This window comes from uncultured Streptomyces sp., assembly GCF_947488945.1.
GTDB lineage: Bacteria > Actinomycetota > Actinomycetes > Streptomycetales > Streptomycetaceae > Streptomyces.
Genome location: NZ_CANLBS010000004.1, coordinates 360,981 through 374,919, shown reverse-complemented (window position 1 = coordinate 374,919; position 13,939 = coordinate 360,981). Strand labels below are relative to the sequence as shown.

General features: G+C 74.8%; 13 protein-coding genes. 4 read left to right on the top strand and 9 right to left on the bottom strand.

Annotation, left to right across the window (positions count from 1 at the left end; genetic code table 11):
- Positions 1-122: 122 nt before the first annotated feature.
- Together Q0994_RS08345 and Q0994_RS08340 are read left to right on the top strand one after the other, a co-directional pair.
- Positions 123-902, top strand: a complete 780-nt coding sequence (locus Q0994_RS08345) for a carboxylesterase (protein ID WP_299530994.1) — start codon at positions 123-125, stop codon at positions 900-902.
- A complete protein-coding gene (locus tag Q0994_RS08340) occupies positions 895-1,719 on the top strand; it encodes a hypothetical protein (RefSeq protein ID WP_299530992.1) in 825 nt (274 codons plus the stop codon). Before Q0994_RS08345 ends, Q0994_RS08340 begins: the two co-directional genes overlap by 8 nt.
- A gap of 62 nt (positions 1,720-1,781) precedes the next feature.
- Here Q0994_RS08340 and Q0994_RS08335 read toward each other — a convergent pair whose 3' ends face one another.
- The 6 genes from Q0994_RS08335 to Q0994_RS08310 all read right to left on the bottom strand — a co-directional run bounded on the left by Q0994_RS08335 (position 1,782) and on the right by Q0994_RS08310 (position 6,697).
- On the bottom strand, positions 1,782-2,534 hold the full coding sequence (locus tag Q0994_RS08335; protein ID WP_299530990.1) for an endonuclease/exonuclease/phosphatase family protein: 753 nt from the start codon (positions 2,532-2,534) through the stop codon (positions 1,782-1,784).
- Between the two features lie 70 nt (positions 2,535-2,604).
- Positions 2,605-3,546: an ROK family glucokinase gene (locus Q0994_RS08330; RefSeq protein WP_299530987.1), complete on the bottom strand. Its 942-nt coding sequence runs from the start codon at positions 3,544-3,546 to the stop codon at positions 2,605-2,607.
- Positions 3,547-3,621: 75 nt separating this feature from the next.
- A complete protein-coding gene (locus tag Q0994_RS08325) occupies positions 3,622-4,089 on the bottom strand; it encodes a DUF5304 domain-containing protein (protein ID WP_299530985.1) in 468 nt (155 codons plus the stop codon).
- Between the two features lie 59 nt (positions 4,090-4,148).
- On the bottom strand, positions 4,149-5,336 hold the full coding sequence (locus Q0994_RS08320; protein ID WP_299530983.1) for an ArsA-related P-loop ATPase: 1,188 nt from the start codon (positions 5,334-5,336) through the stop codon (positions 4,149-4,151).
- A 5-nt stretch (positions 5,337-5,341) separates the two neighbouring features.
- Positions 5,342-5,788, bottom strand: coding sequence for an SRPBCC family protein (locus Q0994_RS08315; RefSeq protein WP_299530981.1), 447 nt, complete (start codon positions 5,786-5,788; stop codon positions 5,342-5,344).
- Between the two features lie 108 nt (positions 5,789-5,896).
- Positions 5,897-6,697, bottom strand: a complete 801-nt coding sequence (locus Q0994_RS08310; protein WP_299530979.1) for a metallophosphoesterase — start codon at positions 6,695-6,697, stop codon at positions 5,897-5,899.
- A gap of 281 nt (positions 6,698-6,978) precedes the next feature.
- Here Q0994_RS08310 and Q0994_RS08305 point away from each other — a divergent pair, with 281 nt between their 5' ends.
- Positions 6,979-8,775 carry a long-chain fatty acid--CoA ligase gene (locus Q0994_RS08305; RefSeq protein ID WP_299530977.1) on the top strand — a complete coding sequence of 599 codons (1,797 nt, stop codon included), beginning with the start codon at positions 6,979-6,981 and terminating at the stop codon, positions 8,773-8,775.
- Positions 8,776-8,849: 74 nt separating this feature from the next.
- Here Q0994_RS08305 and Q0994_RS08300 read toward each other — a convergent pair whose 3' ends face one another.
- Positions 8,850-9,992 carry a glycosyltransferase family 4 protein gene (locus tag Q0994_RS08300; RefSeq protein ID WP_299530975.1) on the bottom strand — a complete coding sequence of 381 codons (1,143 nt, stop codon included), beginning with the start codon at positions 9,990-9,992 and terminating at the stop codon, positions 8,850-8,852.
- A 116-nt stretch (positions 9,993-10,108) separates the two neighbouring features.
- On the opposite strand from Q0994_RS08300, the gene Q0994_RS08295 reads away from it, so the two are divergent.
- Complete coding sequence (locus Q0994_RS08295; protein ID WP_299530973.1) at positions 10,109-11,404, top strand: glycosyltransferase 87 family protein; 1,296 nt, start codon at positions 10,109-10,111, stop codon at positions 11,402-11,404.
- On the opposite strand, the gene Q0994_RS08290 is transcribed toward Q0994_RS08295, so the two are convergent.
- Both Q0994_RS08290 and Q0994_RS08285 read right to left on the bottom strand, forming a co-directional pair.
- Positions 11,374-12,549, bottom strand: a complete 1,176-nt coding sequence (locus tag Q0994_RS08290) for a hypothetical protein (protein ID WP_299531333.1) — start codon at positions 12,547-12,549, stop codon at positions 11,374-11,376. The genes Q0994_RS08295 and Q0994_RS08290 overlap by 31 nt on opposite strands.
- A 167-nt stretch (positions 12,550-12,716) precedes the next feature.
- On the bottom strand, positions 12,717-13,760 hold the full coding sequence (locus Q0994_RS08285; RefSeq protein WP_299530971.1) for an NlpC/P60 family protein: 1,044 nt from the start codon (positions 13,758-13,760) through the stop codon (positions 12,717-12,719).
- Between the last annotated feature and the right edge of the window lie 179 nt (positions 13,761-13,939).

Sequence of the window (13,939 nt, the reverse complement as noted above, 5' to 3'; positions counted from 1 at the left end):
CCCACCCGCGGCGTCCGGCCACCCCGGCCGCTCCCGTGCCCGCCGTCCCGTCGCCCGCCCCTTCCCGACCCCTTCCAGCCCGTCGTCCAGCCGTCGTCCAGCCTCACGAACAGGAGACCGCGGTGCCGGTCCTTCCCGGAGCCGAGCCGTTCCGCCACCAGGGCGGAGAGGCCGGCGTCCTCCTCTGTCACGGATTCACCGGAACACCCCAGTCGCTGCGCCCCTGGGCCGACCACCTGGCCGCCCGCGGGCTGACCGTCTCGCTGCCGCTGCTGCCCGGCCACGGCACCCGCTGGGAGGACATGGCGGTCACCGGCTGGCAGGACTGGTACGCCGAGGTCGACCGGGAACTGCGGGTGCTGCGCGACTCCTGCGACACCGTGTTCGTCTTCGGGCTGTCGATGGGCGGCGCGCTGGCCCTGCGGCTCGCGGCCCGGCACGGGCACGACGTGGCGGGCCTGGTGCTGGTGAACCCGGCCAACAAGGTGCACGGCCTGTCCGCGCACGCGCTGCCGGTCGCCCGCCACCTGGTGCGCACGACGAAGGGCGTGGTCTCCGACATCGCGCTGGAGGGCTCGGAGGAGGTCGGGTACCACCGGGTGCCGCTGCACGCGGCCCACTCGCTGCGGAACTTCTTCCGGCTGGTCGACGCCGAACTGCCGCAGGTGACGCAGCCGGTGCTGCTGCTGCACAGCCCGCAGGACCACGTGGTGCCGCCCGCCGACTCGGCGCGCGTCCTGAGCCGGATCTCCTCCAGGGACGTCGAGGAGGTCCTGCTGGAACAGAGCTACCACGTCGCGACGTTGGACCACGATGCGGGGCTTGTCTTCGACCGGAGCGTCCGGTTCGTCGAGCGGCTCGCACCCGGTGTCACGGAGAAGGGGAGCAGGTCCGGTGACTGAGCACGACGCGGAACGCACGGGCGGCGACGAGGGGCGCGAGCCGCTGCCGACGGAGGGGCCCGCGGCCGCTCCGGCAAGCGCCGCCCCGGAGAGCTCCGCCTTGGAGACCCCCGTACCCGCTGCGGAGACCGCCCTGCCCGCCGCGGAGACCGTCGTCCCCGCCGGGGAGCCGGAGGCCGCCGCCCCCGAGGCCGCCGCCCCCGAGACCCCGGCCGCGCCCGCCGAGCCGCTGCCGCTCGACGAGGACGCGGCGTGGGCCGCGATCGTCGCCGGGTACGGGGACGAGCCGCCGGACCCGCCGGGCGCCAAGCCCTTCAAGCCGATCGAGGACCTGTACCTCCCCGACGAGAACCAGATCAACGTGATCGAGCCCGACCGGGACGATGCCGACGCGGCCGGGCGGAACGCCGACAAGGCGGCGCTCGGCAGCTCCGTCGTCTTCGCACCGGGCGTCGGCCCCCGGGACTACACCCTCGACGAGCCGGAGACGGACGAAGCCGTCGCGGGGAAGGCGAAGGGCGGAGCCAAGGCGAAGGGCGCGTCCGGGGCGGACGAGGACGACGAGGGCCACTTCGTCCCGCCGGAGCCGCCGCCGCTCCCGGAGGCCGACGCCACGGCGAAATTCGCCTGGCTCGGCGTCGTCGGGGGCCCGGTCCTGATGCTCCTCACGGTGCTGCTGGGCTGGGAGATGACCTGGTGGCTGACGACGGTCTGCATCGGCGGGTTCCTCGGCGGGTTCGCCACCCTGGTGGCGCGGATGCCGCACGACGACGATGACGAGGAGATGGGCGATCCGGGCCGGGGCGCGGTCGTCTGACGCCCCGTCGGTCGGCGTCCGCGCACGGACCGCCCGTGCGCGGACGCCGACCGGTCCGCCCGTCACTCCGCCGGCACCCGCAGCGCCGCCAGGACCGGCAGGTGGTCGGTGGCGGCCCGCAGGTCGTCGCCGCTGACGCCGGGCAGCGAGGACGGGACCCCGCAGCCCAGTACCTCGATGCCCGGACCGGCGAAGAGCGCGTCGATGCGCCGCCGGGGGCCGTCGGCCGGGAAGGTGTCCGCCCCGCCCCACGGTGCGTGGGCCCGGCAGTCCTGGAGCCGTCCGGCGAGCAGCCGGAAGGCCGGCCCCTCCGGTCCCTCGTTGAGGTCGCCGCCCGCGATCACGTGCCGGACGTCCATCGCCTCCAGTCGTTCCAGTGCGGCCCGCGCCTGAACCGGCCGCTCGTCCCGCCCGAGGCCGAGGTGGCAGCTCAGCAACCCGATCCGGGTGCCCGCGATCGTCACGACGGCGGTGGCGAAGCCCCTGCGGTGCATCCCCGGTGTGCGCGGCAGCAGGACGTCCTCGGTGCGCTCGACGCCGGCCCGCAGCGAGCACAGCAGCATCGGCCCGGCGGCGGTGGCGCCGCCGGAGAGGATCACCAGATCGGTCGCGGCGGCCAGCCGGGCGGCGGCCTTGCGCCAGCGGAAGAACCGCGGCGCCTCCTGGACCAGCACCAGGTCCGGGGCACACGCGCGCACCACACGGGCCAGGGCGGCGGTGTCGTCGCGCATCGAGCGGATGTTGTAGCCGAGCACCCGGACGACGGCCGAACCGTCCGCCTCCGTACGGGACTCGGGCAGCGGCGTCATGACCATGCGCGCCACCCTACGACGGACGCCCGCCGCACCCCGGAGGGCGCGGCGGGCGTCGGTGCGTCGGTGCGGATCAGCCCTGGCGGGCCAGGTCGGCGGCGCCGACCAGGCCGGCCTTGCCGCCGAGCTGGGCGGCGAGTACCTGGGCGTGCGGACGCCATTCGCCGCCGATCAGCCAGCGGCGGAAGGACTTGCGGATGGGGTCGAGGACAAGCTCGCCCTCGTCGGAGACGCCGCCGCCGACGATGAAGGCGGACGGGTCGAAGAGCGAGGCGAGGTCGGCGAGTCCGGCGCCGGCCCAGCGGGCCAGCTCGCGGAACGAGTCGATGGCGACCGGGTCGCCCTGCCGGGCGGCCTCGCTGACGTGCTTGCCCTGGACCCCCTCGGGGGTGCCGTCGCCGAGCGACAGCAGGATCTCGGCGTTCTCCGGGGTGGCGTTGGCGCGCTGCCGGGCGTACCGGACGAGGGCGCGGCCGGAGGCGTACTGCTCCCAGCAGCCCTGACTGCCGCAGCCGCAGAGCAGGCCGTCCGGGACCACCCGGATGTGGCCGAACTCGGCGGCCACGCCGAAGCGTCCGCGGCGCAGCTTGTTGCCGATGATGATGCCGCCGCCGAGGCCGGTGCCGAGCGTGATGCAGATGACGTCGTCGTGGCCCTTGCCGGCGCCGAAGCGGTACTCGCCCCAGGCCGCGGCGTTGGCGTCGTTCTCCACCACCACGGGCAGGCCGACGCGCTGTTCGACCTTGTCCTTGAGCGGTTCGTGCCGCCAGTCGATGTTCGGCGCGAAGAGGACGGTGGCCCTCTTGTCGTCGACGTAACCGGCGGCGCCGATGCCGACGGCCTCGATGTCGTGTCCCTCGCGCGCTCCGTCGACCGCCGAGCAGATGGCGTCGACGATGCCCACGGCCGTGGGCGGGGTCGGTACGGTGAACATCGAGAGGATCTGGCCCTCTTCGTCGACCACTCCAGCCGCGATCTTCGTGCCGCCGATATCGACGCCGATGGTGAGTCCCATGAATCCCTCAGTTCCGGTCGAGCCCCGCTGGGGTCAACCGTACCCGAGTCGGGGCCCGGTGCTTCCGGCTCCCGGTCAGTCCAGATCGATGCGTTCGGTCCCGGAGGGCCCTTCGTCGCGCGGGTCCGCGGGGTCGTCGGCGGCGCGCCCGCTCCCCTTCCCGCCCCGCGCGGCGTCCGTCTCCCGGGTCCAGCGGGTCTCGTGGCCCTCGACGGCCGAGCGGTAGGCGGCGAGGAGTTCACCGCCCGCGGCGGCGAGGTGGTCGAAGATCTCGGGGTTGCGTTCGACGACGGGTTCGACGGCGGACTTCGCCTGCCGGATGACCTGCTGGACGGCGCCCTGGGCGGCCGCGCCGAACAGCGGCGCCGGGAACGCGGAGAGCTTCTCGCCCACCGCGTCCATGAGCTTGCGCAGTTCCTCGGCGGCGGAGCCGGGCGGCGGTCCGTACCGGGCGCGGCGGCGGGCCTTCTCCGCCTCGAGGTCCTCGGCGCAGGCGTCGGCCCACGGGTCGCCGTCGACGGGTCGATCGTTGGCTTCACTCATGGCGGGCTCCTGGACGAGGGTGACGTGCTACCGACGTTACCCGAACGGGGGCGGGCCGTTCAGGGAGTGCGCGGCCAGAGCGCCGGGTCGGGGGTGAACCGCACCCGCAGGACGCCGTCGGTGAGGGCGGCGCCGGAGACGGTGCAGCGGCGCAGGCCCGATTCCAGGGTGACGGCGCGGTGGTGGCGGCCGGCCGTCAGCAGCAGTTCGTCGCCCCGGCGGACGAGCCGCAGGTCCGCCTTGACCGCGCCGGGCAGCGGCAGGCACCAGACCGGGCCGCCGGGGCTCCCGGCGGCGTCCGGGCCGCTCTCCTCGATCCACCAGGGCGGTCCGGCGGGGCCGGGTTCCCGGTCGTCGGGGGCGGGGACGCCGAGGAGTTCCAGGTCGTCGGGGGTGCGCGGGTCGCGTCCGAGGTGCGGCACCTCGTGCAGGGGGGTGCCGGTCCACTCGGTGCGCCACCGGTCGAGGCTCTTGCCCTGTCCGGCGGCGAGCGCGGCGAACCAGGGGTCGGCGGAGTGCCGGGGCAGTACCCGGGCGGCCAGCAGGGCGTCGACCGTCACCCCGTGCAGGGCGAGTCCGGTACGGGCGTCGCGCAGGTCGTCGTCGGCGGCGGGGCCGGGTTCGGCGACGAGCCGGACGGTGGTGGCCCGGTCCGCCAGCAGGCCCTGGACGGCGGCCAGTTCGGCGTCCTTGCGGGCGGCGGCGTCGTACAGCCACCGGGCGGGCGCGGGAACGCCGGCGAGCTGGGCGAGGACCGGGCGCAGGGCGCGGGCGGCGAGCCGCTCCTCGGGCAGCAGCCTGCGCAGCAGGCGGCGCAGGTGCGCGGGGAGGGCGAGCAGCGCGACGGCGTCGGGCAGCGGGGGCAGGGCGACGACGAGGGTGTCGTAGCCGGCCCAGTCGCCGACTGCGGCGCGGTGCAGGCAGTGCAGCAGGGCGAAGCGGTCGCCGCCCGGCAGGCCGGTCATCTCCTCGGCGTCGAGCCGGCCCGCGCCGAGCAGGTCGAGGACGCCGGAGGCGCGTTCCTGGAGGGCGAGGAGTTCGTCGCGCAGGTGCGCGCCGGAGTCGGTGACGACATGGTCGAGGTGTTCGGCGGCCGGTGCGGGTTCCGGGGTGGCGGGGAAGCCGGGGACCGCAGTGCCGGTGATCAGCAGGGTGCGCCGCCCGGACCGGGCGGCGGCCAGGGCGGTCGCGGCGGCGACGGTGCCCGCTCCCCCGCCGCCGGGGCCGGTGACCAGGACCGTGCGCACCCCGGTCAGCCCTGCGGGGTGGACTCGACGCGCTTCTTGAGGCCGGCCAGGGCGCGGTCGATGATGACCTTCTCGGCCTTCCGCTTGATCATGCCGAGGAGCGGGATCTTCACGTCGACGGCCAGCTTGTAGGTGACCTCGGTGCGGCCGCCGGCCAGCGGGGCGAGGGAGTAGGTGCCGTCGAGGGAGCGGAGCATCTGGGACTTGACCAGCGACCAGCTCACGTCGTTCTCGCCGGTCCAGGTGTAGGCCAGCACATGGTCGTCCTTGATCGCCCCGGCGTCCAGGACCAGGCGGACGCGCTCGGCGCGACCCCGGTCGTCGGTGGTCAGCACTTCCGCTTCCTTGACCTCGCCGGTCCACTCCGGGTAGCGGGCGAAGTCGGCGATCACCTTCATGACGTCGGCCGGCGCCGCCTCGATCGTGATGTTCGAGCTGGTGTGTTCAGCCATCGCCGTGGCCCTCCAGTGCGGTGTACCGGTCGCTTCTCGGCAGGAGCCTGCCGGGTGCAGGCTATCGCGTGCCGGGAGCCGTCCCGCGCACGCCCCGGACCGGGGGATTCACCACTGGAGGGCCCATGGACGGCCGGTGGACGCGAAGTGTCCGACGTTGACGCACTCGGTGGCGCCGATCCGCATCCGCCGGGTCAGCGGCTGGTGGACGTGTCCGAACAGCGCGTAGCGGGGGCGGGTGCGGCGGATGGCGTCGAGCAGCGCACCGCTGCCGCGTTCGAAGCGGCGGGCGACGGTGTCGTACGTCAGCTCCGGCACGTCGGGCGGGATGTGGGTGCACAGCACGTCGACCTCGCCGACCGCCTCGATCTTGGCCGCGTACTCCTCGTCGCTGATCTCGAAGGGGGTGTTCATGGGGGTCCTGAGACCGCCGCCGACGAAGCCGAAGACCCGGCCGCCGATCTCGGCGCGCTCACCGTCGAGCACGGTGGTGCCGGGGCCGGCGTACTCCGGCCAGAGCGCCGGCACGTCGACGTTTCCGTAGGTGGCGTACGTCGGGGTGGGCATGGCGGCGAACATCGCGGCGTACTGCGTGCGGACCGCGCCGAGGATCGCGGCGTTGCGGTCGAGGCCGGCCCAGAGCTCGCGGCCGTAGGCCCGCGCCTCGTCGAAGCGGCGGGCGGTGCGCAGTTCCACCAGGCGGTCGGCGGCCTCGACGCCGAACAGGTCGGGGAAGATGCCGCGCGCGTGGTCGGCGTAGTCGAGGAAGAGGACCAGGTCGCCGAGGCAGATCAGCGCGTCGGCGCCGTCGCCCGCGCGGGCCAGCGCCTCGGTGTTGCCGTGCACGTCGCTGACGACGTGCACACGGGTGCGGCGGCCGGTGGCGGAGTCTGCTTCCCCTGTTCGCATCGCCCCACCCTAGGACGGGCGGGGTCCGCTGCACAGATGCCGCCGGACCTGCGGTTACTTCCTGGTCGCGGAGGGCGTGGTCTAGGGTTCCCCGGGACGACGACGTCCGTATGTGATGCATAAGACATCTACCCGGACCCCCTATCCGGGAACTAGTACTGGTGGGTAACGTCCGGGCAGTCCAAACGTGTGCTCACCCCACGGAGCACCTGCCAATCGTGGACCGCTCCCGGTGCGTCCCACAGAGCCGTGGCACCGGAGCCCGATGAGGAGCAGCAGTCTTGCGCGAGTTCAGCCTTCCGGCCCTGTACGAGGTCCCCACGGACGGCAACCTGACCGATCTCATCCGCCGGAACGCCGCTCAGCATCCCGACACCGCGGTGATGAGCCGCAAGGTCGCCGGTGTGTGGACGGACGTCACCGCCACCCAGTTCCTCGCCGAGGTCAGAACCCTCGCCAAGGGCCTCATCGCCTCCGGTGTGCTGCCCGGTGACCGGGTCGCCCTGATGTCCCGCACCCGCTACGAGTGGGTCCTGACGGACTTCGCCATCTGGAGCGCGGGGGCCGTCACCGTCCCCGTGTACGAGACCAGCTCCGCCGAGCAGGTGCAGTGGATCCTCAGCGACTCCGGCGCGCGTGCCGTGATCGTGGAGAGCGACGCGCACGCCGACGCGGTGGCCTCCGTACGGGACCGGCTGCCGGAACTGGCCCTGGTGTGGCAGTTCGACAAGGGCGCGGTCGAGAAGCTGGCCGCCGCGGGCGCGGAGGTCGACGAGGAGACCGTCGACACGCGTATGACCGCCGCCAAGGCCGACGACCCCGCCACCATCGTCTACACCTCCGGCACCACCGGCCGCCCCAAGGGCTGCGTGCTGACCCACCGCAGCTTCTTCGCCGAGTGCGGCAACGTCGTCGAGCGGCTCAAGCCGCTGTTCCGCACCGGCGAGTGCTCGGTGCTGCTCTTCCTCCCCGCCGCGCACGTCTTCGGCCGGCTGGTCGAGATCGCCTCCGTGATGGCCCCGATCAAGCTGGGGTGCGTGCCGGACATCAAGAACCTCACCGACGAACTGGCCGCGTTCCGGCCGACGTTGATCCTCGGTGTGCCGCGCGTCTTCGAGAAGGTCTACAACTCCGCGCGCGCCAGGGCGCAGGGCGACGGCAAGGGCCGGATCTTCGACCGGGCCGCCGACACCGCCATCTCCTACAGCCGGGCGCTGTCCACCCCGCAGGGCCCGTCGTTCGGTCTGAAGCTCCGCCACCGGCTCTTCGACAAGCTGGTCTACTCCAAGCTCCGCGCGGTGCTCGGGGGCCGGGGCGAGTACGCGATCTCCGGCGGCGCCCCGCTCGGCGAGCGGCTCGGCCACTTCTACCGGGGCATCGGCTTCACCGTGCTGGAGGGCTACGGCCTCACCGAGAGCTGCGCGGCGACCGCCTTCAACCCGTGGGACCGCCAGAAGATCGGCTCGGTCGGCCAGCCGCTGCCCGGTTCGGTGGTGCGGATCGCGGACGACGGCGAGGTGCTGCTGCACGGCGAGCACCTGTTCACCGGCTACTGGCGCAACGAGGCCGCGACCGCCGAGGCGCTGGCCGACGGCTGGTTCCACACCGGTGACATCGGCACGCTGGACGAGGACGGCTTCCTCGCCATCACCGGGCGCAAGAAGGAGATCATCGTCACGGCCGGCGGCAAGAACGTCGCCCCCGCGGTGATCGAGGACCGCATCCGCGCCCACGCGCTGGTCGGCGAGTGCATGGTGGTCGGCGACGGCCGCCCGTTCGTCGGCGCGCTGATCACGCTGGACGAGGAGTTCCTGGGCCGCTGGGCCGAGGAGCACGGCAGGCCCGCCGGCTCGACCGCGCTCTCGCTGCGCGAGGACCCCGAGCTGCTGGCGGAGGTGCAGCGGGCGGTCGACGACGGCAACGCCGCGGTCTCGAAGGCCGAGTCGGTGCGCAAGTTCCGTATCCTGGCCGCCCAGTTCACCGAGGAGGCGGGCCACATCACCCCGTCGCTGAAGCTGAAGCGGAACGTGGTGGCGAAGGACTTCGCGCACGAGGTGGAGTCGATCTACCGCGGCTGAGCGGCGGGGCCGCCGGGCCGACGAGGGCCGTACGACACGATGTCGTACGGCCCTCGCGCGTGTCGGCGTACCGCTCAGAGCAGTGCGCGGAGCTTCTCGGCGAGCAGGTCCCAGCGCCACTTCTCCTCGACCCAGGCCCGTCCCCGCTCGCCCATCCTGCGGCGCAGCGCGGGGTCGCCGAGCAGGGCGGTGACGCGGTCCGCCGTCTCCTCCGGCCGGTCGCCGCGCACCACCCAGCCGGTCTCGCCGTCCAGCACCGCGTCCGGGGCGCCGCCCGAGTCGCCCGCGACCACCGGCAGGCCGGTGGCGGAGGCCTCCAGGTAGACGATGCCGAGCCCTTCGACGTCGAGGCCGCCGCGCCGGGTCCGGCAGGGCATCGCGAAGACGTCTCCGGCGCCGTAGTGGGCGGGCAGTTCCTCCCAGGCCACCGGTCCGGTGAAGCGCACCGAGTCCCGCACCCCGGTCTCCGCCGCGAGCTTCTCCAACTGCCCGGCGTACGGTCCGCCGCCGACGATCAGGAGCACCGCGTCGGGGAACCGGGCGAGGATCTGCGGCATCGCCAGGATCAGCGTGTCCTGGCCCTTGCGCGGCACCAGCCGTGAGACGCAGACCACCACGGGCCGGTCGGTGAGGCCGAGACGCGCCCTGATCCGGTCCCCGCCGGACTCCGGGTGGAAGGTCTTCTCGTCGACGCCCGGCGGCAGTTGGACCATCCGGCCCGCCGCGTCCGGGGTGAGCGCCGCGGCGATCCGGGACCGGGTGTACTCGCCGAGGTAGGTGATCGTGTCGGTGCCCTCGCCGATCCGGCGCAGCAGCCGGCGCGATCCGGGGAGCTGGGCCCAGCCGGCCTCGTGGCCGTGCGTGGTGGCGACGATCCGGCGGGCGCCGGCCGCGCGCAGCGCCGGGGCCATCAGCCCGAGCGGGGCGGCGGCTCCGAACCAGACGGAGGAGCAGCCGTGTTCGCGCAGCAGCCCGGTCGCCCGCCGGGTGACGGCGGGCGTCGGCAGCAGCATCGTGGTGCGGTCGCGCACCACGGTGAACGGCTGCTCGGCGTCGAAGGCGGCGGTGGCGGCGACGCCCTCGGCGCTCCGCTTCCAGGTGGAGGCGTAGACGACGAGCTGTCCGGGGTCCAGCCGCAGCGCCATGTTGTGCAGGAACGCCTGGATGCCGCCGGGGCGGGGCGGGAAGTCGTTGGTGACGATCAGGGTCTTGTCCATCGCCGCCGAGATTAACGGACGGCCCCGCCTCGTGGCCCACGCACGGTCCGGACCGGCATCATGGCCGGTCGGGGGTCCGGGGCGACGGATCACGCGGACGGCGGAGGAAGACAGTCATGGGCACAGCAGCCGCGACGCGCGGCCCCCTCGTGGTGTGGGCGGCGACCCGGGCGGTGCTGCTGCTCTGCGTGTTCAAGGTGATCGCGGTGCCGGGCCCGGACGTCACCGTGGACGTCTCGGTGATCTACCGGGGCTGGTACGAGGTGCTGCGCACCGGCGTCTTCCCGGTCGACGACGTCACCTGGCAGTACCCGCCCGCCGCGGCGCTCGCGATGCTCTCCCCCGCGCTGCTGCCGGCCCTGGAGTACGCCACCGCCTTCTTCCTGCTGGTGCTCGTCTGCGACGCGGTGGTGGCGGCGCTGCTGGCGTACGCGGGCGGACGTCCGGGCGGGCGGGCCGCCGGGTTGTGGGTGTGGGTGGCCGGGGTGCCGCTGCTGGGCCCGACGGTCTACGCCCGGTACGACCTGATGGTGACCGCGGTGGCGGTGGCGGCGCTGCTGGCCGGGGTGCGGCATCCGCGGGCGATGGGGGCGCTGGCGGCGTTCGGGGCGCTGCTGAAGGTGTGGCCGGCGCTGGTGCTGGCCGGGACGGCGCGCGGACGGGCGACCCGGCGGGCGTGGACGGCCGCGGCGGTGGTGGCGGCGGTGCTGGCCGGGGGCTTCGCGCTGGCGATGCCGGGCGCGTTCACCTTCCTGACGGCACAGCGGGACCGGGGCACCGAGATCGAGTCGCTGGGCGGTCTGGTCTTCCACGTGGCCCGGCAGTTCGGCTGGTCCGGCTGGATCGAGCTGACGTACGGCTCGATGGAGTTCCTCGGCCCGCACGTCCCGCTGGTGTCCAACCTGGCGCTGGCGCTGAGCGCGGTCGCGTTCGGCTGGCTGCTGGTGTGGCGGCTGCGGGCGCGCGACTTCGCGGTGCGCACGCCGGCGGACGCGGCGTTCACGGCGGTGCTGCTGTTCACCACGACGAGCCGGGTGATCAGCCCGCAGTACCTGGTGTGGCTGGTGGGCCTCGCGGCGGTCTGCCTGGTGTTCCGCGGCAGCACGATGACGCTCCCGGCCGTGCTGGTGGTGGCGGCGTCCGGGGTCACGCTGCTGGAGTTCCCGGTCGGTTTCGCGCACGTGGTGGCGAGCGACGCGCACGGGGTGGCCCTGCTGGTGGTGCGCAACGGCCTGCTGGTGGCCGCGACGCTGACGGCCGCGCGCCGTCTGTGGACCTCGACCGTCCCACGGCGGGGGCGCCCGGCGGCGGCCGCGGTCCCGCCGTCGGCGGCGGACCCGGTGGCAGGACCGGCGGCGGACCCGGACGGCGACGGGGAGGGTCAGGCCCGGCCCAGCCGGTCGCGCACGTAGTCCCGCCAGTCGGCGGTGAAGTCCGCCTCCGTGGTGGAGAGCACCTCGGACAGTGCCTGCTCGACCGCCCCGTCGCGCCCGTGGTGGGCCCCCACGGCCCGGTAGAAGGCCGTGAGCTTCTCCTCGCCCCACCGGTCGGCGATCATCGCGCAGGCCAGCCAGCCGCCCTCGTACGCCTGCGCCAGGGCGTCCGCCTCACCGTCGAAGGCGAAGTCGGCGTCGGCGGGCAGGGCGGCCGGGGCCTCGCGGGCGCGGACCGCCTCGGCCAGCTCGGGCGCGATCACCTCGGCGTCCCGGTCCTCCGCCCGGTAGGCCGCCCAGTCGGCGAACCCCTCGGAGAGCCAGAGCGGGGTGGCCGCTGAGGTGCGGGGCCGGGTCGCCACATGGGTCGTCTCGTGGGTCAGCACCACCCGGCGGCCGAACGGGGTCAGTCCCGCGTACGCCTCCGGGTTGACGATGACCCGGTCGGCGAGGGCGGGCGGCTCGCCGGTGCCGCCGACCCCGCCGGTGGTGACGGCCGCTATCCCCCGGTAGCTGTCGGCGGACGAGGCCAGCAGCGCCCCCATGTCCTCGACCGAGCGGGGCACCAGGACCACGATCCGCCCGGCCCAGGTGCGCTGCCAGGCCGCGGAGACGGCGGGCACCGCGCGGTCGGCGTCGTCGCGGATCGCGCGCAGCTCCGCGCCGGTGCGCCCGACGCCCAGGACCAGGGCGTGCGACCCGCGCACCACCGCCACCTCGCCCTGCTGCCAGAGCTGCTCCGCGGCGCCCTTGGCGGGCCGGTCGGCGGTGAGGTACCAGCGCGAGCCGTCGCGGGTCAGTTCCATGGTCCGCCGGGTGGTGAGCGGCGCGGTGTCGAACCCCTTGATCCGGTAGCGCAGCTCCACCTCGGCGGTGGCCCGCCCCGCGCCCTTCCCGGTGACCTCGCGCACCTCGTACGTCCACGAGGAGAGCGGCACGTCCGCGAGGTTGGCCAGTTCGGTGCGCTGGGCCTCCCGCAGGGCGCGGGCACCGGGTGCGGTCCCGGCCAAGTACGCCTCGGTGTCGTGGTGCAGCACGGCGGCGGCCCGCCGGTCCAGTACGGCGCCGATGTCGCCGGCGGTGGTGGAGCGGGCCGGCTCGTCCGCGCCGCAGCCGGAGACCAGTCCGGCCCCCAGGACCACCAGCAGGGCCGCGAGAGCCACCGGGCGCGCCGGGCGCCCGCCCCGGCGCGTTCGGCGCGGGCGGGCCGCGTCACGTCCGTGCGATCGGGGGGTGGCCACCTTCCGATCGTACGGTCGCGGCCGGGCCGGCGACCCCGGGAGGGCCCGGGTCAGATCCGGGTGACCGAGGAGACCGGCATCATGCCGACCGGGTCGTAGCGCACCGGAGCGCCCGGGTAGGGGGCGTGGATGACCTGGCCGCCGCCGGCGTACATCCCGATGTGGCTGGCGTCCGCGCGGTAGGCGACCAGGTCGCCCGGCCGCGCCTCGGAGAGCGGCACCGTGCGGCCGGCGTACCGCTGCGCCTGGGAGGTGCGCGGCAGGCTCACCCCGGCCTGGGCCCACGCCCACTGGGTCAGGCCCGAACAGTCGAAGCCCGAGGGACCGTTGGCGCCCCACACGTAGGGGCGGCCCAGCGCCGAGTGGGCGGCGGCGAGCGCGGCGGCGGCGCGCGAGGAGGCGGGCAGCGCCCCGGCCGCGGCCGGTGCCGGCTCCTGGCGCTCGGGGGCCGCGGTGGAGCGGGAGGCCCGCGCGAAGGAGGCGCGCTCGGCGTCCGGCAGCGCGGCGAGCAGCCGCCGGGCCTCGGCGAGCCTGGCCTCCACAGTGCGCTTGTGCCGGGCGACGGCCTCCCGTGTCCCGGCCAGCTCGGCGAGCGAGCCGGACGCCTCGGCGCGGATCTGGGCGATCTTCTGCCGGGCGTGCCGGAGCTTGCCGAGCGCGAGGGCCTGCCGGGCGCCCATCCGGTCGAGGGCCGCGGCCCGCTCCAGGTAGGAGTCGGGGTCGGCGGAGAGCAGCAGCGCGACGGACGGGTCGATGCCGCCGGTGCGGTACTGCGCACCGGCGAGGGCGCCCAGCCGGTCGCGCATCCGGTTGATCTCCTGCTGTCCCCGGGCCGCCGCGTCCTGCGCCCGGTCCACCTCGGCGCGCAGCCGCTCGGCGTCCTCCTCGGCGGCGTTGAAGCGCTCGGTGGCCTGCTCCGCCTCGCCGAGAAGCCGGTCCACGCGCGCCCGGCCGGAGTCCCGGTCGGTCTGCGGGTCGGCGCTCGCGGGCGCACCCGCGAAGGTGGCGGCGGCGGTGGCCGCGGCCGCCGACAGGACCGTGGCGCGGACGCCCCGGTTGAGGCCGGACTGTGTGGGACGGCGATGGGACACCACGGGAAGCCGCACTCCCTTCCACTGACGCGCGGCACCCTGCCGCCCGGACGGGCGGAACGACGAGCGGGGCCGCACAGCAGGCAGACAGTAATCGTCCGACCACGGAGCGACAAAGAACCGCGCGCGGCGGCGAGAGCACGCAGAACGGCCCCGCCCCGCCGGTGACCTTGGTCTCCGGC

Bases quoted from the DNA above. Each gene is read 5' to 3' on its own strand.
- Q0994_RS08335 (WP_299530990.1), bottom strand. From the start codon at position 2,534: ATGGTCATGACGCCGCTGCCCGAGTCCCGTACGGAGGCGGACGGTTCG.
- Q0994_RS08330 (WP_299530987.1), bottom strand. From the start codon at position 3,546: ATGGGACTCACCATCGGCGTCGATATCGGCGGCACGAAGATCGCGGCT.
- Q0994_RS08325 (WP_299530985.1), bottom strand. From the start codon at position 4,089: ATGAGTGAAGCCAACGATCGACCCGTCGACGGCGACCCGTGGGCCGAC.
- Q0994_RS08315 (WP_299530981.1), bottom strand. From the start codon at position 5,788: ATGGCTGAACACACCAGCTCGAACATCACGATCGAGGCGGCGCCGGCC.
- Q0994_RS08310 (WP_299530979.1), bottom strand. From the start codon at position 6,697: ATGCGAACAGGGGAAGCAGACTCCGCCACCGGCCGCCGCACCCGTGTG.
- Q0994_RS08300 (WP_299530975.1), bottom strand. From the start codon at position 9,992: ATGGACAAGACCCTGATCGTCACCAACGACTTCCCGCCCCGCCCCGGC.
- Q0994_RS08295 (WP_299530973.1), top strand. From the start codon at position 10,109: ATGGGCACAGCAGCCGCGACGCGCGGCCCCCTCGTGGTGTGGGCGGCG.